Origin of the sequence: Mucilaginibacter galii (assembly GCF_014635825.1) — a bacterium.
Classification (GTDB): domain Bacteria; phylum Bacteroidota; class Bacteroidia; order Sphingobacteriales; family Sphingobacteriaceae; genus Mucilaginibacter; species Mucilaginibacter galii.
Window position 1 is genome coordinate 126614 of record NZ_BMDO01000001.1, and the last position, 22767, is coordinate 149380.

Below are 22767 nucleotides of genomic sequence, written 5' to 3' on the forward strand. Positions count from 1 at the left end.
TAACTAATTTGTTTATTAATAAAATCACAACACTGGCAGGGCCTGCTTCACAGCGCTCTCTACGCGGTTTAACACCTCCTGGTTGTTGCTTTTCTCAAATGCCTTGCCGGTTATTTGCTCAAAAAGCTCAATATACCTTTCGGATATAGATTGCACAATTTCAGGTGTCATCTCCGGAACCTGCTGCCCATCCTTACCCTGAAAGCCATTTTCGATCAACCATTTGCGCACAAACTCTTTAGACAGCTGCTTTTGCGGCTCGCCTTTTTGCTGGCGCTCTGCATAACCTTCACTGTAAAAGTACCGCGATGAATCGGGCGTGTGAATCTCGTCAATTAAAAAAATTTGTCCGTTAGCTTTACCAAACTCATACTTGGTATCTACCAAAATTAATCCTTGCGCATCGGCAATTTCAGTACCACTGGCAAACAGCGCATGGGTGTATTGTTCCAGTTGCAAGTAATCTTCCTCGCTCACAATGCCCCTGGCCAAAATATCTTCGCGCGATATATCTTCATCATGCCCTACCGATGCTTTGGTAGTTGGGGTGATGATAGGTTCGGGCAGTTTATCGTTCTCTTGTAAACCTTCGGGCAGGTTAACACCGCAAACCTGGCGCTTACCGGCAGCGTATTCGCGTGCGGCATGGCCGGCCAAATAGCCGCGTATTACCATTTCCACTTTAAAGGGTTCACACATTTTGCCGATGGTCACACTTGGATCGGGCACGGCTATTACCCAGTTGGGTACGATATCGGCCGTGGCTTGTAAAAAGTGTGCTGCAATTTGATTTAAAACCTGCCCCTTGTAAGGGATAGGCTCGGGCAACACCACGTCAAAAGCCGAAATACGGTCGGTAACTACCATCACCAGCAAGCGATCATCAATAGTGTACACATCACGTACCTTGCCTTTGTAAAAAGCCGTTTGACCCGGAAAGTTAAAATTGGTTTGGTTTATAGCGTTCATTAAACAAGCATCAAAGCCCCTCCCCAGCCCTCCCCGGAAGGGAGGGAGTTAAAATTAATTACATCTTTAAAGCCCTCCCTCCCGGGGAGGGTTGGGAGGGGCTTCTCTAACTACTGTATATCCCCGTAAGCTTCCAATATGCGGCGTACCAGTTTGTGGCGTACCACATCTTCGCCGCTCAGGTAAATAATTTCGATGCCTTTAATATCGGGTAAAATGCGCAGGGCGGTATGTAAACCCGATTGCTGTTTTTTAGGCAAATCTATTTGGGTTACATCGCCCGTTACAATAAACTTGGCGGTTGGCCCCATACGGGTCAAGAACATTTTGAGCTGCATATCGGTAGCGTTTTGCGCCTCATCCAATATTACAAAGCAATTATCCAAAGTACGGCCACGCATAAACGCTAAGGGCGCAATTTCTATGGTACGGTTCTCCAAATAAGTTTTTAACTTTTCGGGCGGTATCATATCATCAAGCGCATCATAGAGCGGGCGCAGGTATGGGTCTATCTTTTCCTTTAGGTCGCCGGGCAAAAAGCCAAGGTTCTCCCCTGCCTCAACGGCCGGGCGGGTAAGGATGATACGTTTAATTTCTTTATTTTTTAATGCACGTACAGCCAAAGCAACCGCGGTGTAGGTTTTACCCGTACCGGCAGGGCCAATGGCAAACATAATGTCGTTCTTCACAATGGCATCAACCATACGGCGCTGGTTAACCGTGCGGGCCTTCACCATAATACCGTTGTGGCCAAATACGATCACCTCGTCCAGACTTCCGGGCTTTTCAGCTTGTCCGTCGGTCGGTTTAGGCTCAACATGTTTGGCACCTAAAATACGCTCCAGGTCGGTTATGTTCAGGTTATCGTTCTTTTCAACGAGCTGCAAAAGCTGACCAAACTTTTCGTTAAATAAAGCCAGTTCCTGCTCATCGCCCAAAACTTTTAATTCGGAGCCTCGGGCAACTAATTTAAGCTTAGGGTATTGCTTCTTAATGATCTCAAAATGATCATTATTAGGCCCCCATAATACAGCGGGGTTAATGTGTTCAATTGATATTTTAAGTTCGTTCAACAGAAAATGATTTTATAGTTGCTGATTTTTTAATGGCTAAATTTTTGAATATTTGCACCTTGGTAATGCTTTTACAAGATTAGCAATAAATATTCAAATACGAATGTCAATAATAACTTTAACAACTGATCTGGGCGATAAAGATATTTATCAGGCGGCCCTTAAAGGCAGCATCCTGAGGATATTGCCTACAGTGAATATGGTTGACATTACGCATACCGTGGCTGCCTTCAATATACAACAGGCAGCCTTTATTTTGAAGAACAGCTTCTACTATTTTCCCGAAGAAACGGTGCACCTGCTGGGTATTGACACTGTTTACAGCGACGATACCAAGTTTTTAGCCATCCGTTACCATAACCATTACTTTGTAGGTACCGATAATGGCATTTTCTCGCTTATTTTTGAGGAAGATCCTGAAGAGATTGTAGAGATAGACATTTTGCAGGACCTGAAGTTCTTGCACTTCCCTCTGGCCGATATCCTGGCCAAAGCCGCCTGTTACCTGGCCGATGGAAAATCTCTCAAGGATATAGGCATCCCGGTAGAAAGCATCGAGAAAAAAATGACCCTGCAGCCTGCGGTAGAACGCAACCAAATACGTGGTATGGTCATCTACATCGATTCGTTCCAAAACGTGATCACCAACATTACCAAAGACTTTTTTAACCGCGTACAGGAAGGCCGCCGCTTTGTACTTTACTTTAAACGCAACGAAACCATTACCCACCTCAGCTGGCACTATAACGAAGTACCTGAAGGCGAAAAACTTTGCCTATTCGGCATCAGCGATCACCTCGAAATTGCCATTAACAAAGGCAACGCCAGCGGCTTGCTGGGTCTGAACCTGGGTGATAGCGTGATTATCGATTTTCAATAATTCGGCGGCTTGAGTATTAATGAATTTTAGCTTTTGCAGAATTTATCATATCGAGGTCGCTTTAGACAAGTTGTTAATAGATTTTTTTTAGCGCATCTCACCACTGTTTTAACAAGCGTAGTTAACTGAAGAAATCTGTATTTTTTCATACTTATTAAACTAAAAAACGAAGTTTATTGAGGTGAAAACCCATGTTCTCATTATAAAGTCAATTTTACCAAGCTTTACCTTAAAACACAGGTTTAAACCGTATTTTTACCCGTTAAATTAGTTGAGGAAGAAAGTATTTTTATGGGAAGATCAAGTCTGAACAGTGGTACCGCTGCAGAGAAAGAATTACCTAAAGCAAAGATCAATAAACAAAGTCTGCAAAAAATAAGCAGGCTCATAGGCTACATTAAACCCTACCGTGCCAAGTTTTTCGGCGGACTGGCTTTCCTGATCATTTCGAGCTTAACCGGCCTGGCTTTCCCGGGTTTTTTTGGGGCACTTATAGATGCAGCTCAAGGTAAACAGCACTTTAGCTTCATGCCGGCCAGTTTGCGTGTTATAGGCGAAATTGCCATTGTAGTGCTCTTTATACAGGGTTTTGTATCCTATTTCCGTATTACCTGGTTTGTGCAGGTGGCCGAAAAATCGTTGGCCGACATTCGTCGCGACACTTATTTCAAGTTGGTTACTCTCCCTATGAACTTCTTTTCTAACCGCAGGGTTGGAGAGTTAAACAGCCGTATTTCGGCGGATCTGTCGCAGATACAAGATACATTGACCACCACATTTGCCGAAATGATAAGGCAAATTATCATTTTGGTAGGTGGTATTATTTTATTGGCTATATCATCCATCAAACTTACGCTGGCGCTACTGTTGGTACTGCCGTTTTTGATCCTTATTGCCATATTCTTCGGTAAATTTATCCGTAACCTATCACGTCAGGCACAAGATAAACTGGCCGAATCTAATACCATTGTTGAGGAAACACTCCAGGGTATAGCCAACGTTAAAGCCTTTGTGAATGAAGCCTTTGAAGCGGGCCGTTACAGTAAAAACTTGAACGAAGTAGTTACGTTGGCAGTTAAGGGTGCCAAATATCGGGGACTGTTCGGTGCATTTATTGTATTTTGCTTATTTGGTACTATTTTTTGCGAGATATGGTATGGCTCTTACCTGGTATCTATCCATGATAATGGCCTAACCTTTGGTAAGCTTACTACATTTATTGTGTATGCCGCCTTCATCAGCGCAGCTATGGGCAGTTTGCCCGACCTGTATGCCAATATGCAAAAGGCTATTGGCGCCAGTGAGCGTGTGTTAGAGATATTAGGCGAAGATGGTGAAGACGTTTCTATCCATGAAGAGGACAATGTCGTCAAACAACAAATCCGCGGCGATTTAATCTTCAGCAACATCAACTTTCATTACCCGTCGCGGCCTGAAATTGAAGTTTTAAAAGACGTAACCTTGCACGCACAAGCCGGTCAGCGGGTGGCTATTGTAGGCCCAAGCGGCTCGGGTAAATCTACCATGGCAGCCTTGATCCTGCAGTTTTATCACCCGCAAAGCGGAATCATGTTGTTTGATGGTAAACCAGCCTCAGAGTACGCCCTTACCGACATCCGCAACCAGGTAGCCATTGTACCACAGGATGTATTACTGTTTGGTGGTACTATTCACGAAAACATTGCCTACGGTAAACGTCATGCCACAGAAGAGGAGGTGATGCAGGCTGCTAAACGTGCTAACGCCCACCAGTTTATTGAAGGCTTCCCCGAAGGTTATGATACCGTTGTAGGCGAACGCGGCGTTAAATTATCAGGTGGACAGCGCCAGCGTATTGCCATAGCGCGCGCATTGCTTAAAAATCCATCAATACTCATCCTGGACGAGGCTACCTCATCGCTCGATTCAGAGTCTGAGCGTTTAGTACAGGAGGCTTTGGAAGAGTTGATGAAAGGTCGTACTTCTATCATTATCGCCCACCGCCTCTCTACCATCCGCGAAGCAGATAAAATTGTAGTGTTAGAAAAAGGCCGTATTATTGAAAACGGAACGCATGATGAACTCATGGCACAAGATCAGGGCTTGTACCGCTACCTGAGCCAGTTACAGTTTGATACCAGTACTTAAGCACTCGGTTCATGGTTTATAATTGATTGTTTGTGGTATTGATACCACCAGAGCATAGCTATTAACAATGAACCACTAAGAATGAACTAAAAATGAAATTAACCATACACGGGGCAGCCCGTCAGGTTACCGGCAGCATGCATTTGCTGGAGGTTAACCAATATAAAATATTGATAGATTGCGGACTGGATTACGAAAAAGACCGCAACGTACAAGCTAACGAAGATTTCCCTTTTAACCCGGCAGAAATTGATGTGGTAATATTAACCCATGCTCATATCGACCATTCGGGCAATTTGCCTACGCTGGTACGTATGGGTTTTGACGGGCAAATACTTTGCACCCCTCCTACCGCACAGCTGACCGAATTATTACTAATGGATTCGGTAAGTATCTTTTTGCATAAGCAGCATAAAGCCGGCAAGCATCGCCGGGGTAGGCACCATGGTGCGCGGCCGCAGCCTTTGTACCTGCAAAAGCATGTAATGGATACGGTAGACCGCTTTGTAACCATTGGCTTCAATAAACCATTCCGCCTCAATGGTGATGTACAATTGAACTTTATCCCCGTTGGCCACCTATTAGGCGCTGCCGCAGCAATACTTACCATAAACGATAACGGCGAAGAAAAAACCATAGCCTTTACCGGCGATATTGGACGCAAGAATTACCCGGTGCTTGATGATCCGCAGCCCTTACCACCGGTAGACTACTTGGTAACTGAATCTACCTACGGCGGCCGCTTTCATACCAAGGATAAAACGGTGGAAGAGGTATTGGTAGACACCATTGAGAAAGCATGTATCAAAGAATCGGGCCGATTGATTATCCCTGCTTTTAGCATTGGCCGTACGCAGGCGTTGGTATATTCTTTAAATAAAATTTTTAGCAGTGGTCTGCTACCACCAGTGAAAGTTTTTGTGGATAGCCCTATGGCCAATGCATCTACTAATATATTTCGTAAGCATCATGCTTTACTAAATGAGGAAGCACAGGATTTTTACCGGGTGCAGGGCGATGAATTTGAGTTTGAGAACCTGCATTACGTTGAAAATTTACGGGAAAGCCACCAGATAGCCAACTACTTTGAACCTTGTATCATTATCTCTTCGGCTGGCATGCTGGAGGGCGGACGCATACAGGATCACTTGTATAATAACATTCAAAACTATTACTGCACCATCCTTTTCATTGGCTATTGCGCTAAAGGCACACTGGGTTACCGCTTACTTCGCGGCGATCCTATTGTGCATATTAAAGACCGGGAATTATCGGTTTATGCCACCATCAAAAAGACCGATTTATTTAGCGCCCACGGCGATCATGATGATCTGGTGAATACAGTAAAGCAACAATCGGCCGATAGGTTAAAACAAGTATTCCTGGTACATGGAGAACTGGAAAGTATGCAGGCCATGGCCCAATCCCTTGAGCAAGATGGCTATGAAGTAGTTATGCCTGAAAAGGGCATTACCCATATATTGTAAGTCTCAAATTATTTGGTCATATTTGGTATGTATTGATGATTAATCGATCCTTATCACAATGACCACTTACTTTACAGATAAACCGATTACGGTACTTTTGGCGGCGATGCTTTTCGCTGCTGCTTTACTTTCCTTAACGGCATGCGAAAAAAAGGCAGATCCAACCGTTATTAAAGTATCCACCACACCAATTACAGGAACGGGCACCACCACGCCCGGAACAGGTACAACAACACCTGGTACCGGTACCAATCCAGGAACAGGCACTACAACACCGGGTACCGGCACGACTACTCCCGGAACAGGAACCACTACTCCGGGAACAGGGACTACAACACCGGGAACGGGCACAACGACTCCCGGAACTGGAACAACTACTCCGGGCACAGGAACCACCACACCGGGAACCGTTAACAGCAACGGCGATGGAGGAGTACCTATCGGCGCAATGGGTACTATTGTTTTCACTTTAAAAGGTGCCACTTACACATTAAGTAATTCATCTACTTATTTAACTACGGCTATATCCGCATCTTCGTTAGGCTTTCCTCTTTCGAGCGTTACCGGCTCGCCCATAACCAGTGATAACGGGATCATCATCAACCTGGTTGCATTCTCGGCGTCGGCCGGTGTTACCGATATAACTACTGCGCAATTATCTTTAGCCGATGGAACCTCCTATACAGGTACGGTTTCGGGATATATTAACTTTAATACATTTAGTGTTGCATCTACCAAAGCCACCACCAAAGGCACATTTGATGTAATATTAACCAACGATAAAAATTCGACGGATAAGGTACGGTTAAGTGGCTCTTTCAATCTATAATTTCTTTTATTCTGACATAAAAAAGGTCTTGATTTTAAAAATCAAGACCTTTTACATTTTCGCAACTTCAGCTTCTTATAACTGTTTGAAATAGTTGATAATCAACGTTGCAAGCTCTACCCCTATGCGCTCCTGAGCTTCGTTGGTTGAAGCACCGATATGCGGGGTTAATGAGATTTTGGGATGCTGTAACAGCTCGGCACGTGGCGTAGGCTCATTGTCGAATACATCCAACCCGGCGAAAGCCAACTGACCGCTGTTTAAAGCTTCAACCAAAGCCAACTCATCTACCGTACCACCGCGCGAACAGTTTACCAGGCCGGCTCCTTTTTTCATGGCGGCAAACTCTTTAGCACCAAGTACAGGCTCTTCGCTAAACGGCACGTGCAACGAAATGAAATCGCTTTGGGCAATTACCTCTTCTTTGCTGGCATATTTAACAGGCACAGTAGCTTTTACGCCGCCGCCTAACGCCAGTTCTATTTCGTTTACTGACGGATAAAGGTCGAAAGCCAAAACTTCCATCCCTAAACCGTAGGCAATTTTAGCAGTTTCGCGGCCTATACGGCCAAAGCCTAAAATACCTATTGTTTTGCCGCGTAACTCAATACCTTTGGCATAAGCTTTTTTAAGATCGTTAAACTTTGTAGCACCTTCAACCGGCATTTTGCGGTTAGCATCCTGTAAAAAGCGTACGCCGGTAAACAAATGACCAAATACCAGTTCGGCCACAGATGCTGATGATGCGGCAGGTGTATTATGTACTGCAATGCCTTTTGATTGTGCATATTCTACATCAATATTATCTACACCTACTCCACCACGGCCAATTAGCTTTAGGTTGGGGCAGGCATCAATAAGCGCTTGGCGCACTTTGGTTGCACTACGTACCGTAATGGCATCGTAGGCTTGTAGTTTTACAGGCAATTCGTCCTGTGGTATAAAAGTGGTATCAACAGTAAAGCCGGCTTCTTCAAGCAATTGCTTGCCTACCGGGTCAATACCATCGTTAGCTAGTAATTTTATCATTTCAAGGGTTTTGAGGTTTGTGGTGCGGGGAGCGAAGTAAGAGATCAGGGTATGTACCTCGTTCTTCGCAACTTCTATCCCCGCTCCTATTATTTATTTTTCTCAGCAAATTCCTGCATGGCATCAATCAGCACGTGAATACTGGTGGTTGGCAATGCATTGTAAATAGATGCACGGAAACCACCCACGCTGCGGTGGCCTTTTATACCTACTATACCTTTGTCATCGCAAAGCTTCAGGAAGGGCTTTTCGTGCTCAGGATTTTCTACCACGAAGCAAACATTCATTTTAGAACGATCTTCCATGGCGGCTACGCCTTTAAACAACGGGTTGCGGTCTATTTCTCTATAAAGCTGGGCAGCTTTAGCATCATTCTCTTTTTGCATAGCGGCTACACCACCTTTGGCTTTTAACCAGCCCAGGGTTAACATAGATACATATATGGCAAACACAGGCGGCGTATTGTACATAGAACCACCTTCTATCAGGGTTTGATAGTTGAACATAGCCGGAATCTTACGGTCAAGCTTGCCCAGTATCTCGTCTTTCACAATAACCAGCGTGGTACCGGCTGGGCCCATATTCTTTTGAGCACCGGCGTAGATCAAGCCAAAATCAGCAACATTGATCTTACGGCTAAAAATATCTGAAGACATATCGGCTACCATAGGCACCGGAGATGGTTTGATGTTTTGCAACTGGGTGCCGTAAATAGTATTATTGGAGGTAATGTGAAAGTAAGCTGCGTCGGCAGGTACGGTGTAATCTTTAGGAATATAGTTAAAGTTACTTTCTTTCGAGGTAGCTACCACTTCCAGGTTACCAAAATACTTAGCTTCTTTGGCGGCTTTATTGGCCCAAACACCTGTTTCTAAATAAGCAGCTTTACCACCTTCGGGCAGTAAGTTATAAGGCACCATAGCAAATTGCTGGCTGGCACCGCCTTGTAAAAATAATACAGAATAGCCTTCGGGTACTTCTAACAGTTCCTTAACTAATTTAACAGCTTCATCTAACACTGCCTCAAACTCGGCCGAACGGTGCGATATTTCGAGGATAGACAAACCAATACCATTAAAATCAACTACTGCCTGAGCAGCCTGTTTTAAGACTTCATGAGGAAGGATGCCAGGTCCGGCACCGAAATTATGTTTCATAGCTTTATTAATTTACCAAGAACTTATACCAGTTCTTAGTTGCGGCCGAAGTTAAATAATTACCCTATTAAATTGGTAGTTAAATATTATTTTGTGAATAATGATTTTTTGATGTGGAAAAGCAATTAAAGGCCTGCTTTCTAAAATTATATTTGCTTCAACTCTTTTATAGTTGCTAACGGGTTGCCCGAAGAAAATACAAAATTACCTGCCACAAGTGCATTAGCGCCGGCTTGTATCAATTGAGGTGTATTGCCAATGTTTACGCCTCCATCAACCTCAATAAACAGATCAGGGTTTTGAGATGCACTTAAAGTTTTAAGCTGTTCAATCTTTTTATAAGTATTCTGAATGAACTTTTGTCCGCCAAAACCCGGGTTAACCGACATAATTAGCACCAAGTCAACATCGGCAATAATATCTTCCAACAAAGCTACAGGTGTATGCGGGTTCAAGGCCACACCTGCTTTACAGCCTAATTCTTTAATTGCTTGTATAGTTCGGTGCAGATGCGTACAGGCTTCATAGTGTACGGTGATATGGGCAGCCCCGGCATCGGCAAAGTTTTTCAGGTACCTGTCCGGGTCGGTAATCATTAAATGTACATCCAGAGGTTTTGTGGCATATTTATTTACGGCTTCAACAACAGGGAAACCAAAGGAGATGTTGGGTACAAACAGGCCGTCCATAATATCCACGTGGATCCAGTCGGCCTCGCTTTGATTCAGCATTTCAATATCGCGCTGTAAATTGGCAAAATCAGCCGCTAAAATGGAGGGTGCAATTAAATGCTTCATACCGCCAAATATAGGCATAACCACAAAGAGTAAGTAAAGGAAAAACGGAAAATGAAAAGGCAATAAGTGGCTTAGTCGCAGTTTTGCAACAGGTCGTAATATTTACGCATCAGTACGATATCATAATTCACCAGGGATTGGTAAGCTTCAGATACCAGCTCATTCAGGATAGATGCACCCAACTGGCCGGCGCCATTGGGAATACCATCATAGTACTTTATTAAATCTTTAACCCTTATAATTTCATAGAGCAACAGTTGTATCAAATCGGTTTTTGAACCGGTTGTGGTACTCTGTATATTGTTGCTCAAAAAATCTAAAGGATCATCATTGGTGGTAGATGTCATTTTCAAAAGGATCGGACTTTAGATGTTTCGGCAATTAAACGAACGCATTTTTGCTCCAATAGCTTAACTAATGACTTAGGGGTTTTGCAAAGAAACAAAAAAACAAACGAAAAAACCACATACCCACCGATAAAAATCATTGAGTATGTGGTTTAAACGCTTTAAAAGCGGTTTTTATTATCCTTTAGGCTGCTCTGTTCTTTCGGGGCGTGGCAGTAAAGCCTTGCGCGAAAGTTTCAGTTTACCTTGTTTGTCGATGTCTAACAGTTTTACTTTTACAATTTCACCTACTTCTAGCACGCCATCCATAGTTTCTATACGGCGGTGATCAATTTCAGAAATGTGCAGTAAACCATCTTTACCCGGCATAATTTCAACAAAGGCACCAAATGGCATAATTGAACGAACTTTACCTTCGTAAGTTTCGCCAACCTCTGGTCTCATGGCAATAGCACGGATACGGCCTACGGCTAAATCAATGGCTTCTTTGTTATCGCCAAAGATTTGCACGATACCCATGTTGTTAACCTCTTCGATATTGATGTTTGCACCGGTTTCACGTTGCATTTCCTGGATGATCTTACCACCGGGCCCGATAACTGCACCAATAAATTCTTTGTCGATTTTAAGGGTAACGATACGTGGCGCAAACGGTTTGTAATCCTCACGAGGCTGAGCAATGGTTTTAGCCATTTCGCCCAGGATATGTAAACGACCTTCTTTAGCCTGATCTAACGCGTTAGTTAAAACTTCGTAAGATAAACCGTTGATCTTCAAATCCATTTGGCAGGCAACAATACCATTTTTAGTACCGGTTACCTTAAAGTCCATATCACCTAAGTGATCTTCATCACCTAAAATGTCAGATAGGATAGCGTATTTAGTACCCATTTCGTTAGTGATCAAACCCATGGCAATACCTGAAACAGGCTCGGTAATTTTAATACCGGCATCCATCAAAGCCAATGTACCGGCACAAACTGTAGCCATTGACGATGAACCGTTTGATTCCAAAATATCAGAAACGATACGGATAGTGTAAGGATTTTCATCTTCGGCAGGCAATACGCGTTTTAATGAGCGCATAGCCAGGTTACCATGACCAATTTCGCGACGGCCAGCGCCACGGTTAGGACGAACTTCACCAGTTGAGAAACCAGGGAAATTATAGTGCAACAAGAATTTTTGGTAACCGTTAATGAACGCGCCATCAATCATTTGCTCATCATCCTTAGCACCTAAAGTAACGGTGGTTAAGGCCTGAGTTTCGCCTCGGGTAAATACCGCGCTACCGTGTGCAGATGGCAAGTAACCAACTTCACTCCAGATAGGACGGATCTGTGTAGTTTGACGACCATCTAAACGTTTACCTTCATCTAAAACCAGGTTGCGGATAGCATCGTACTCCACATCGTGGTAATATTTTTTGGCTAATGATTTAGTGATATCGTCGATTTCGCCTAAAGTAGCGATGTAAGCATCACGAACTTCTTTAAACTTAACTGAACGCTCATCTTTAGCCGAAGCTGAACCAGCAATAGCATATACCTGCTCATAAGTAGCAGCGTAGATGGCTTTTTTCAAGTCCTCGTTGCTGTGCTCGTGGCTGTAGGTACGTTTTTCAGTTTTGCCAACTTCAATAGTCAACTCTTTTTGAGCTAAACATTGAATTTTGATAGCAGTGTGTGCAAATTTGATAGCCTCTACTAATTCAGCTTCCTGAATTTCATGAGCTTCACCTTCCACCATGTTAATATCATGCTCAGAACCGGCTACGATAAACTCTAATGTAGCGCGCTGTAATTGGCTTAAAGTTGGGTTAATAACCAACTCACCATCAACTTTAGCAACACGTACTTCCGAAATTGGACCGTTAAAAGGAATATCGGAAACTGATAATGCTGCTGATGCTGCCAAACCAGCTAAGCAATCTGGCATAATGTCTTTATCTGCCGATATTAAAGAGATCATTACCTGTGTATCAGCATGATAATCTTCAGGGAATAATGGACGCAGGGCGCGGTCAACCAAACGCGAGATCAATACCTCATAATCTGATAAACGTGCCTCACGGCGTAAAAAACCACCCGGAATACGACCTGTAGCCGCATATTTCTCTTGGTAGTCTACCGATAACGGTAAAAAGTCGATACCTTCTTTAGCTTCTTTAGAAGAAACTACGGTAGCCAATAACATGGTATCACCCATTTTTATAACTACCGAACCATCGGCTTGTTTGGCCAGTTTTCCGGTTTCGATCTCAATGGTGCGGCCGTCACCTAAATCGATTACCTTTTTAATTGCATTGTAACTCATCTTGTTTTCGTATGATGCGCTTTTCATCTTTTAGAGCGCACCGCTTTTTAATTGTTTGCTGTTGTAAAAGTAAAAAAGCCATCCGCTAACGGACAGCTTTTTTGAAAGACTGTAAGTACTATTTGATAATATCCCTTAGCTCTAAAGCCTTGATGATAGCACGGTATCTTTGAATGTCTTTTTTGTACAGGTAAGCCAACAAAGCACGACGTTTACCTACCAATTTCTGTAAAGACAATTGAGTAGCGAAGTCTTTTTTGTTCTTTTTTAAGTGACCGGTTAAATGTGCAATACGTTTTGTGAATAAAGCAACCTGACCTTCGGCCGAACCTGTGTTAGTGGCTTCGCCACCGTGTGTTGTGAAAATTTCTGATTTCCACTCTGAACTTAAATACATTACGTGAATAATATTAAAGCGTTAAGTAATTTTTGTTAATTAGGTGCAAATGTAACGTTTAAAGTTGAATGTTCAAAGTTGAATGTTATTGCCAGCACACCACTCTGCTAAATACTTATTTTGCAAACACAATCTACTACTTTTGACTTTCAACTTATAACTTTCAACTAAAAATGACATACAGCACCTTTGAAACCGAGCACCGCGTTAGGCCCGATGATATAGACATGTTTCAGCATGTGCATAACAGCCGGTATTTTGATTACGTGCTGGCAGCCCGTTACGAACAAATGGACACCTGCTACGGTATGGCCATGGAAAAGTTTATGGAACGTGGCTTTGGCTGGGTGGTGCGCACCGCACATGTAGATTATAAACGTGCCTTAACCATGGGCGATTACTTTTTGGTACGCACCGGCATTGAAAGCATTGACGATAAAGGCTGCCGGGTAACTTTTATACTCACTAATAAAGCCACCAAAAAGATTTGCTGCGATGGTTATTTTGACTATGTAATGATTGATATGAAAACCGGCCGCGGAGCGAAGATACCGGATGATATAGTAGAACATTATAAAATTTAGCCTGGCAAAAAGACTTATATGCATCAATACCTGCATTCTTACCAGGTACCGAACAACAGCGTAGCTTTTTATTACTTCTCAGCTACCACCGGCATATCCCTGTAATAGTACCTGATAACCAGCAGGTAAGAAACCAATATATTACCGGTAATAACCACTGGCATTAACTTATACATCATCACCCAAAACAAGAGCATGAACAAACCCATTACACATTGCAGGTATTTACTCATGCTTAAACCTATGTAGTATATAAGCGTGTGAAATAGTAATAACATACTCAATGCCATGAGCAGTAATTGAATTGCTAACACAAAATTAAACCTGTTAAGCAGCCATAAACCTTCGGGTAATAGCAACATTAAATAAGTGCACACAAAGTAGCAATACCGCTTTATATGTGTGTATGGAAAATTACGGGCAAAGCTTAGGTACGCTTGCTCAAACCTTTGCCCTTCAAAAACCAGTACGGCATGAGCAACGGCAATAGCCAAAACGGCCATACCTGCTACACGGGCATCGGTCTTTACATCATTAAACAAGGAAAAAATACTGATAACTATAAGCCATGTTAACCCTTTGGTAATGGCGTAAGCAACTTTGAGCCGGTTTAACACATGGTAAATAAACAGGCTAAAATACGGTTTTCTCCAATTACCAATCCATTGTAATAACCATGATGGGTTGCCGCTATCTACCAACCTGTCAAGTAATAATACATACAATCTTGCACTTACTGCGGCCAGTAGTAATAGATAAATAACAATAATTGCAGGTGTTAAATAGTAATGGTATTTAAGGCCTACGCCCACTGCAACTAACCCGTATACTATTATTGGCAGCAACAAGATTAATTGCACCAAAAACCAGCTTTTTAGCTGAATTTTACGATTGAAAGAACCCATGCTGTAAAACATAAAGTGCTGCGGCGGTGCGCTAATTTGCCCTATTACATAATGCAGACATTTTAAATTGTATAAGAACCAGGCGACAAATACAACCAATAACATCAGCGGACTGCTTATAAATGCCAGCATTAAGATTTTATGATACATGAACAGTTCTCCCGGATCTACCGAGCCTATCATGACCAAGAAAAAAAACAAAAACAAACCTGCATGAGCTTGATAAAAGCCCCGCACAAATATCCGGCTTAAAACATTGTTAAGCGGCTGCTTCATCTGTTAGGGCCGTACTTATGGTTTGATTTTCTATCTGTAAAATACGTGCAGGCATAATATCGGCATTCAGCACCTGGTGAGATGAAAGCAAGAAGCTGGTGCCATACTGCTGGCGATGCTCGGTTATCCACCCGTAAAGCACTTCCAAAGCGGCGGTATCTATTGTGATCAGAGGTTCATCCAGCAATATGAATTGCGGTTTGCCCAAAAAGGCTAACAGTAAAGATATTTTTTTAAGCATCCCGCTGGAATAGGTACCAACCGGTTTGTGTACGTACCCCGCCATACCCATACTTTCCAGGTAAGGAAGTTCCTGCCCTGCAGGTGCGTCTTTGGCGGTTGCGAACAGATCTATTAGTTCACGTCCGGTTAAAAACTCCGGAAACAACGGCTCGGCTTCGGCAAAATTGACCAGCTTACGGTACTCAACGGGTTTTTTCTTAATACTGACATCGTTCAATAAAATATCGCCATTGAAGGCAAGTATACCCGCTATTGATTTTAACAACGTGCTCTTGCCCGATCCATTTACACCCTTTATCCAGTAGATGCCGGCATGAATTGCAAAATCAGGAATACTTAGCGCCGGTTGGTTACCGTATGATTTTTTAAAGTTAACAATATGAAGCATGATCTTTTGATAGGTATGCTTAGGCTAAGCTTATTGATGTATACGCCGCTTAGCAAAGTCTCAAACAAGCATTGGTCTTTTCTTTCAGGGCAACAATTACAAACTGCTCGTACTACTTTCTACAATATCGCCATAGAAAGCAGTAAGGTCCATTCCGGCGGCGCGTACTTGTTGGGGAATAAGGCTGTTGGCCGATTGTCCGGGTGTGGTATTCACCTCGATAAAGTAGAAGTCGCCGGTGTTTTCTTGCAAAATAAAATCTATACGTACCATGCCACGACAATTTAAGCGCACGTAAACTTCTTTCAGGATGTTGGCAATTATTTTATTCTGCTCGTCGGTTAAGTCGGCAGGGGTAATTTCCTGGCTTACGCCCGGTGTATATTTAGCTTCGTAATCAAAAAATTCTTTAGAGCTGATGATCTCTGTAGCGGGTAGCACCACCAGTTTACCATGCAAACGAGCTATGCCCCGGCTAAACTCGCGGCCTTTTATAAATTCTTCAACCAGTATTTGATCATCTTCTTTAAATGCCTTTTCAAGTGCGGCAGGCAGTTCGGCCACACTGTGCACCTTACTCATACCTACGCTGCTGCCACCGTTATTAGGTTTTACAAATAGCGGGAATTTTAGGGTGGCGGCAATAATACCAACCTCATGCATATCATGCTGAAATAGCTTAACCGACTTGGCGGTATTCAAATTCACGATAGTGTGCACCAATACCTTGGTATAAGCCTTGTTCATGGTAATGGCCGATGTAGTGGCATCGCAGGTATTATAAGGCAGGCCCATCATGTCCAAATAGCCTTGTATCTTACCATCTTCGCCGGGGGTACCGTGCACCGTAATAAATACGTTATCAAATTTTATTTTTTCTCCGTTGAGCGTTAGGCTAAAGTCGTTCTTATCTATGTCTATCAACTCACCATCGGTCTGGTAAAACCAGCGATTACGGGTAATGAGTATGGTGTATACGTTATATTTTTCCGCGTCGAGGTTAGCAGCAATATTTTTAGCGCTATTGATAGATACTTCATATTCGCCGGTGTAACCGCCAGCCAAAAGGGCAATGTTCTTTTTGCTCATGATGCCAAATATAGGAAACCCCCTCTAAATCTCCCCCAAAGGGGGAGACTTTTAAAAAAATGCAGAAGTTTTTGAGCCCTCCCCTTTGAGGAGGGTTTGGGAGGGGTTTTTTCTATATATTTGCATATGCCTTATAAAGAACGCGACATTAGCAAGATGTACCATACCATGGGCGAGGTTACGACCATGTTTGGGGTTAACCACTCGTTGATCAGGTATTACGAAAAAGAGTTTGATGTACTACAGCCAAAGAAAAACAAAAAAGGCAATCGTTATTTCACCAACGAGGATATCGAAAACCTCAAGATCATCTTTCATTTAATACGCGATAAAGGCTATACCATTCAGGGTGCTAAAGACCACCTGAAAAATAACATGAGCGAAACCAAGGATCAGCAAAACATCCTCAACTCGCTCGAAAACCTCAAAAAATTTCTGCTCGAAGTTCGTGATCAGTTGTAATTATTTCTTTCCGCTATTTTCCTGCAAGATAATTGTATTTTAGGGCAGCTAAACGCTAATATCCGTCACGCCAAACTTGCTTCGACATAACGGACGAGAAATTAGCCTGAATATTAAACAAACCTTATGCTTCGTGCCCATAAAGGCGAAATACCTTTCCTGTTTTGGCTCATGCCTTTCATAGCAGGCGTTGTATTAAATTTGCACCTAGCCGAAGCCGGACTATCCACCTATATTTCATTTCTGTTTCTTATTGCGGGGGTTAGCTTTATTGTCTTAAACATCTGCTACAATAAATTCAACGTTCAGCGCTATTCCTGGCTTGGCGGTGCGCTGATGCACATCATCCTGCTTTGCAGTGGCTGGTTATGCGCCCAATTGAACAACGAACTGCCAAACGCCGATCATTTTTCAAAACTTAAAGCCGACTACCTCATTGTTAAAGTAATTACCGAACCAACACAGAAAGGAATTTATACTCGATTTACAGCGCAGGTAAACTATGCGGTTAAGCCGAAGCTGAACGAGGGAGCTTCGGGCAAGTTGTTAATTACACTGGTAACCGATAGCAACAGCCACGCCGTTTCTTACGGCGACCTGCTGCTCGTTCCTGCAACATACAAACCGGTCGATATCCCTTTTAACCCTGCCGAGTTTAACTATAAAAAATACCTGGCGCACCAAAACATTTACCACCAAAGCTTTTTAAACCGGCAAGAAGTTAGGTTGATGCGGAGTAATGAAGGTAACCCTATTATTGCATGGTCGCTTACCTTAAGGCAACGCATGGTTGATGCTATTAAACTATACATTACCAATACCGAGGCTGCAGCCATTGCCTCTACCCTGCTACTGGGTTACAAGGCCGATTTAAGCAGCGACATTTTACAGGCTTATTCTAAAACTGGCACCATACACGTGCTGTCGGTTTCGGGTGCGCATGTGGCCATTTTGTTCGTCGTGATGGCATGGATGCTCAAACCTTTAAGACGAAATCGCAATGGACGTATACTTAATGCAGTGTTATCGCTGCTATTGATCTGGGCGTATGCAATATTAACAGGGCTTTCGCCCGCGGTATGCCGGGCGGCGGTGATGCTGAGTATGGTGATCATTAGTAAAGCCAGTGGCAGGCCGGTACATTATTTAAATGTGCTGGCAGTTTCGGCGTTTGCACTGCTGCTGTATAATCCGCTACTCATAACCGATGTTGGTTTTCAACTTTCTTACCTGGCCGTATTTGGGTTGATAGCTTTACAGCCTATTCTATATGAGCAATTTGAGTTTAAAAATAAATGGGCCGATAAGTTGTGGAAACTTTGTTCGTTATCCATAGCGGCACAACTCATCACTTTTCCGCTTAGTGCTTACTATTTCCACCAGTTCCCGGTTTACTTTTTGGTAAGCAACTTGCTCATCATTGTGCCTGCCGAAGTTATTGTAATTGTTGGCATGACCTTCCTGTTGAGTACTCTTGTCACAACCTTGGCTCCACTAAGTAAGTTATTAGCGTATGTTTTAGAACATCTTATTCTACTGATGAATAAAGCGCTGGTATTTATTGAGCATTTACCTTATGCCAGCATCAGCAAAATCTGGATCAGTACTACGGAACACCTTTTACTCTATCTCATTATCATAGCTGCGGTTTATTTCCTCGCCTACAAAAAAGCATGGCAATTGCATTTAACGCTGGCATTTGTGTTAGTGCTTTGTTGTAGCCTGAGTTGGAAAGCTATTGGTCAGCAATCAACCAACCATACAGTATTCTTTAACGTTAGGAAAAACTCGGCCGTCCTGTTCCAAACAGGGCACCGGGCCGTAGTAGTAACAGATCTACTGCCTGCTGACAAAAATTATAAATACAGCATACAGCCCTGCCTAGATAGTTTGAGTGCCGATAGTGTTATCATCTGTAATCCGCAGCAAAACTTACAAACATCTTATTTTAAGAAACAGCTTAATCTGATCCGGTTTTTAGATAAAAGTGTTGTACTGTTTAATCCATCGCTGCAAAACATTGTCTTACCTCAAAAAATACAGGTTGATTATCTTTTTTTCACACACAATCCGCATAGTAAACTTGCCTTTATATTAAAGAATTATGCTGTTAAACACCTTGTAGTTGATGCCAACAATTCAAACCAACGCATTAATAATATTGATTATGAGGCCGATAGCCTGCATTTGAAAATAAATATATTAAAGCGTAACAAATCATTTATCCTTGTATCTAAATAATAAATCAATAACTTTAAATTAAAATCACCGTACATACTTAAAATCATGAATAAACTATTTACTGCTGCCATGGGCCTTGCCCTAACCGCAACTGCCTTAACAGCCAGCGCACAAAAAAAGTACACAGAAGGAACCGCCACTTACGAAGCCAGTGTAAACGGTCAATCTGTTGAAGCTAAAGTTATGTTTAAAGGCGATTCTTCGGTAACTGTTATGCAACAAGGCCCTGCCAATATTAAAGTGTTAAGCTTTAAAGAAGATTACTTAGCCGTTTTGGTAGACGTACCGGTAGCTAACATGAAAAAAGCAGCCATTGCTACTCCGGGTGAGTTAGAAGATGCCTTATCAAAAATGCCAAGCTTTACTTTTACGCCAACTACTGAAACCAAGCAAATAGCAGGTTTCAATTGCAAAAAAGTAGTAGCTAAAGATACCAAAAGCAACACTTCTTTTGATGCCTGGGTAACTACAGATATTAGCGCACCTGCCAGTGCTTTTAGTACATTATATGCTAAAGTTGGTGGTTTCCCCGTACAATTTACCATTAGCCAAATGGGCCGCAATGTAACTAACACCTTAAAAGCTATTTCAGATGTTAAAGTGCCTGCAGGTACATTTGGTATCCCAGCCGGTTACGATAAAATGACCTTGACAGAATTAAGCGCTATGAGCGGCGGCAGATAGTTACTGCTTCTTACATAAACAGAAAAGGTCTTATCCATATGGATAAGACCTTTTCTGTTTTACCTTGTGTCAGCCTGAGCTTGTCGAATACTTTTCAAAGCGCATATTCTTCGATAAGCTCAGACTGACAAGTTCGCATTTAGCTTCTTGATAGTGTTCGCTTACGCAGCCGTTTCAATCTCTGCCTGCACCTTACTTACCCAGTTCTCAAACAAACGGGTTTCAATGGCTACGGCTTTGTCGGCGTGTAATTGCCAGTCGGCCGAGAAGTGTTGCAGTTGGTTAATCATTTCTTCAAGGTGCCCCTCCTCTTCTAAAATAATAGACTTCACATTCACCTTGCTATTAGCTTCGGTGAGTACTTCCTGGTAAACCGGGTAAAGTTCATCGGCCCGTACTTCAATAGCATAAGTTACCAGCAGGTAAGCGGCAAAGCGCAGTTCTTTACCGGTCAAATTCCTTTCGGTTTTCAGATAGCGGCAAACATCAATATCTAACTGGTTTAAATACCGCTTGCTGTGGGTAGCAGCTAATAAATAGGCAGGTGCATAAGTAGGTAAAATAGCTCCTTCTATCTTCTCTATCTGCTTTTTAAGATAAAAGGCATGACGATGCTCTTCTGCCGCATGTTTCAAGATAATGTAAGTCACGGTAGCCGGATCTTCGCTGGCCGATATTTTACGGGCACCTGTATTTTCCATCAGCGAGAGCGTATTTAGCCAGCGGGCGTGCAACTCTTCATTACTGACTATAGTAGAGAATAAATTTTTAAGTTCCATAAGGCGTATTATATAGTGTCCAGCGCTTGCTGAATGGTGCTGTAAATATAACCGAGTTGCTCATTGGTTATGCAATACGGGGGTAAAATGTAAACGATGTTACCTAAAGGCCTCAATATAATGCCCGCACTTAAAAAGTATTGATACAGGCTATCACGCAGGTTACTGAAATACGAGGTATCGTTTCCTGTCTCCCACTCAATAGCTATAATGGTTCCGGTTTGCCTAACTTCTTTTATACGTGGATGTCCTTGAAGTTTCATTGCAAACTCTCGGTGATGGTCAACAATTCGCTGTATGTTTTGTACCGTTTCAGGTTGAGTAAACAGATCCATACTCGCGAGGGCGGCGGCGCAGGCAATAGGGTTAGCTGTAAACGAATGCCCGTGAAACAAGGTTTTTAACCTATCATCTGATAGAAAAGCATCATAAATATATTGCGTGCAAGTGGTAACACCCAAGGCCATGGTTCCACCGGTCAAGCCTTTGGAAAAACACATAATATCCGGCTGATGCTGCAAATGATCACTGGCAAAGTTTTTACCCGTGCGGCCAAAACCGGTGAATACCTCATCGGCTATGGTAAAAATTCCCTCCTCGCGGCAGTGCTGCATCAAATCATCCAGGTAAGCGGCCTCATACATGATCATCCCTGCCGATCCCTGTACCAGCGGTTCTACTATGAAACAAGCTAATTGGGAGCTAAGTGCGGAGATCTTGGAGCGGAGTTCAGAAATGTTGTCTGCCGTAGGTAAGTCAATAAATTCTACATCGAACAACAACTTTTCGAAGGCATTGGTAAAAGCGCTTCTGCCACTTACCGCCATAGCGCCAAAGGTATCGCCGTGATAAGCGTTTTTGAAAGCTAATATCTTGGTGCGTTGTTCACCCTTATTGTACCAGTATTGCAGGCACATTTTAAGGGCTACCTCTACCGCCGTTGAACCATTATCAGAATAAAACACTTTGGCCTGATTTGAAGGTAGCAGGGCCAATAACCGTTCGGCCAGTTCAACAGCCGGCTCGTGTGTAAAACCAGCAAATATTACGTGCTCTAAGGTTTTTAACTGCTCGGCAACCTTGGCAGCTATGTACGGGTGTGCGTGCCCATGTATATTCACCCACCACGATGATATGGCATCAATATAACACTTGCCATCCTCGTCGTATACACAGGCTCCCTCGCCCCTTACAATGCCCACAGGTGCGGCTGCGGTTTGCATTTGGGTATATGGGTGCCATATTACTTTTAAATCGCGTTCACTTAATGTCATGCCTGTTTCTTCAATAATTCTATCACGTACTGGTCTATCGGGAAGGTTACATCTTCGGGCTGCAGTTCATCGAGGCTTTTCCAGCGAAAAGCCAGCAATTCGTCAGTTGTATTAGAAAAGTCGAACAGCGATGTTTTTACAGCGATGTTTAGCTCAGTGAGAGGCTTAACCTTGTAATATATACTGATGATCTGCGAATCGTTAAAAGCTGACTTCACAAAAAAATCAGTAGTATAAAAATGCTCCAATACTTCTACCTCCGTGTAGCACTCTTCTATAAACTCTCGCTTCAAGGCATCTTTCAAACCCTCGCCAAACTCCAGACCTCCGCCCGGAAACTTGGTAAATTGGTGACCTTTTATTTCTTCGTCGGCCAGCAAGATCTGATTATGCTCATTAATGAGCAAGCCATAAACACGTACGTTGAAATACAT

22 protein-coding genes are annotated in these 22767 nt (G+C 42.9%); 8 read left to right on the forward strand and 14 right to left on the reverse strand.

Translation table 11 applies throughout. The features are described from left to right. Positions 1-24 precede the first annotated feature (24 nt). Together IEV61_RS00630 and IEV61_RS00635 are read right to left on the reverse strand one after the other, a co-directional pair. Positions 25-969: a phosphoribosylaminoimidazolesuccinocarboxamide synthase gene (locus IEV61_RS00630; protein WP_188412842.1), complete on the reverse strand. Its 945-nt coding sequence runs from the start codon at positions 967-969 to the stop codon at positions 25-27. Positions 970-1079: 110 nt separating this feature from the next. Next, complete coding sequence (locus IEV61_RS00635) at positions 1080-2042, reverse strand: PhoH family protein (RefSeq protein WP_188412844.1); 963 nt, start codon at positions 2040-2042, stop codon at positions 1080-1082. A gap of 103 nt (positions 2043-2145) precedes the next feature. On the opposite strand from IEV61_RS00635, the gene IEV61_RS00640 reads away from it, so the two are divergent. From IEV61_RS00640 to IEV61_RS00655, 4 genes are all read left to right on the forward strand, one after another. Further along, positions 2146-2922: an SAM hydrolase/SAM-dependent halogenase family protein gene (locus tag IEV61_RS00640; protein WP_188412845.1), complete on the forward strand. Its 777-nt coding sequence runs from the start codon at positions 2146-2148 to the stop codon at positions 2920-2922. A gap of 291 nt (positions 2923-3213) precedes the next feature. Then, positions 3214-5049 carry an ABC transporter ATP-binding protein gene (locus IEV61_RS00645; RefSeq protein ID WP_188412846.1) on the forward strand — a complete coding sequence of 612 codons (1836 nt, stop codon included), beginning with the start codon at positions 3214-3216 and terminating at the stop codon, positions 5047-5049. 92 nt (positions 5050-5141) lie between these two features. Beyond that, positions 5142-6536 (forward strand): MBL fold metallo-hydrolase, encoded by a 1395-nt coding sequence (locus IEV61_RS00650; protein ID WP_188412847.1) that lies wholly within the window; start codon positions 5142-5144, stop codon positions 6534-6536. Between the two features lie 58 nt (positions 6537-6594). Then, complete coding sequence (locus tag IEV61_RS00655) at positions 6595-7365, forward strand: hypothetical protein (protein WP_188412848.1); 771 nt, start codon at positions 6595-6597, stop codon at positions 7363-7365. A 75-nt stretch (positions 7366-7440) separates the two neighbouring features. Here the strand turns inward: IEV61_RS00655 and IEV61_RS00660 are convergent, their stop codons facing one another. The 6 genes from IEV61_RS00660 to rpsO all read right to left on the reverse strand — a co-directional run bounded on the left by IEV61_RS00660 (position 7441) and on the right by rpsO (position 13408). Continuing rightward, complete coding sequence (locus tag IEV61_RS00660) at positions 7441-8394, reverse strand: D-2-hydroxyacid dehydrogenase (RefSeq protein ID WP_188412849.1); 954 nt, start codon at positions 8392-8394, stop codon at positions 7441-7443. 89 nt (positions 8395-8483) lie between these two features. Then, positions 8484-9551: a 3-phosphoserine/phosphohydroxythreonine transaminase gene (gene serC / locus IEV61_RS00665; RefSeq protein WP_188412851.1), complete on the reverse strand. Its 1068-nt coding sequence runs from the start codon at positions 9549-9551 to the stop codon at positions 8484-8486. A gap of 146 nt (positions 9552-9697) precedes the next feature. Continuing rightward, a complete protein-coding gene (gene rpe, locus IEV61_RS00670) occupies positions 9698-10348 on the reverse strand; it encodes a ribulose-phosphate 3-epimerase (protein WP_188414381.1) in 651 nt (216 codons plus the stop codon). A 71-nt stretch (positions 10349-10419) separates the two neighbouring features. Further along, positions 10420-10695 carry a hypothetical protein gene (locus tag IEV61_RS00675; protein ID WP_188412853.1) on the reverse strand — a complete coding sequence of 92 codons (276 nt, stop codon included), beginning with the start codon at positions 10693-10695 and terminating at the stop codon, positions 10420-10422. 177 nt (positions 10696-10872) lie between these two features. Continuing rightward, positions 10873-13011, reverse strand: a complete 2139-nt coding sequence (gene pnp / locus IEV61_RS00680) for a polyribonucleotide nucleotidyltransferase (protein WP_188414383.1) — start codon at positions 13009-13011, stop codon at positions 10873-10875. A 118-nt stretch (positions 13012-13129) separates the two neighbouring features. Continuing rightward, positions 13130-13408 (reverse strand): 30S ribosomal protein S15, encoded by a 279-nt coding sequence (gene rpsO, locus IEV61_RS00685; RefSeq protein WP_188412854.1) that lies wholly within the window; start codon positions 13406-13408, stop codon positions 13130-13132. A 173-nt stretch (positions 13409-13581) separates the two neighbouring features. On the opposite strand from rpsO, the gene IEV61_RS00690 reads away from it, so the two are divergent. Then, positions 13582-13992 (forward strand): acyl-CoA thioesterase, encoded by a 411-nt coding sequence (locus IEV61_RS00690; protein WP_188412856.1) that lies wholly within the window; start codon positions 13582-13584, stop codon positions 13990-13992. 71 nt (positions 13993-14063) lie between these two features. On the opposite strand, the gene IEV61_RS00695 is transcribed toward IEV61_RS00690, so the two are convergent. The 3 genes from IEV61_RS00695 to IEV61_RS00705 form a co-directional block, all read right to left on the reverse strand. Then, the gene (locus tag IEV61_RS00695) at positions 14064-15173 is read right to left on the reverse strand and encodes a hypothetical protein (protein WP_188412858.1); all 1110 of its coding nucleotides are present in this window, start codon (positions 15171-15173) and stop codon (positions 14064-14066) included. Further along, positions 15157-15804 (reverse strand): ABC transporter ATP-binding protein, encoded by a 648-nt coding sequence (locus IEV61_RS00700; RefSeq protein ID WP_188412861.1) that lies wholly within the window; start codon positions 15802-15804, stop codon positions 15157-15159. Before IEV61_RS00700 ends, IEV61_RS00695 begins: the two co-directional genes overlap by 17 nt. Before the next feature lie 96 nt (positions 15805-15900). Further along, positions 15901-16893: a D-alanine--D-alanine ligase gene (locus IEV61_RS00705; protein WP_188412862.1), complete on the reverse strand. Its 993-nt coding sequence runs from the start codon at positions 16891-16893 to the stop codon at positions 15901-15903. A gap of 126 nt (positions 16894-17019) precedes the next feature. On the opposite strand from IEV61_RS00705, the gene IEV61_RS00710 reads away from it, so the two are divergent. The 3 genes from IEV61_RS00710 to IEV61_RS00720 all read left to right on the forward strand — a co-directional run bounded on the left by IEV61_RS00710 (position 17020) and on the right by IEV61_RS00720 (position 20280). Beyond that, the gene (locus tag IEV61_RS00710; protein ID WP_188412864.1) at positions 17020-17355 is read left to right on the forward strand and encodes a MerR family transcriptional regulator; all 336 of its coding nucleotides are present in this window, start codon (positions 17020-17022) and stop codon (positions 17353-17355) included. A 126-nt stretch (positions 17356-17481) separates the two neighbouring features. After that, on the forward strand, positions 17482-19596 hold the full coding sequence (locus IEV61_RS00715) for a ComEC/Rec2 family competence protein (protein ID WP_188412866.1): 2115 nt from the start codon (positions 17482-17484) through the stop codon (positions 19594-19596). A gap of 45 nt (positions 19597-19641) precedes the next feature. Further along, entirely contained in the window at positions 19642-20280 is a 639-nt protein-coding gene (locus IEV61_RS00720; RefSeq protein ID WP_188412868.1) for a DUF4412 domain-containing protein, read from the forward strand. Between the two features lie 161 nt (positions 20281-20441). Here IEV61_RS00720 and IEV61_RS00725 read toward each other — a convergent pair whose 3' ends face one another. Genes IEV61_RS00725 through IEV61_RS00735 form a run of 3 tightly spaced genes read right to left on the reverse strand, consistent with a single transcriptional unit; the run spans position 20442 to position 22767 of the window. Continuing rightward, positions 20442-21059 carry a hypothetical protein gene (locus tag IEV61_RS00725; protein WP_188412870.1) on the reverse strand — a complete coding sequence of 206 codons (618 nt, stop codon included), beginning with the start codon at positions 21057-21059 and terminating at the stop codon, positions 20442-20444. A gap of 8 nt (positions 21060-21067) precedes the next feature. Continuing rightward, positions 21068-22333, reverse strand: coding sequence for an adenosylmethionine--8-amino-7-oxononanoate transaminase (gene bioA / locus IEV61_RS00730; RefSeq protein WP_188412872.1), 1266 nt, complete (start codon positions 22331-22333; stop codon positions 21068-21070). Further along, a complete protein-coding gene (locus IEV61_RS00735; protein WP_188412873.1) occupies positions 22330-22767 on the reverse strand; it encodes an NUDIX domain-containing protein in 438 nt (145 codons plus the stop codon). Before IEV61_RS00735 ends, bioA begins: the two co-directional genes overlap by 4 nt.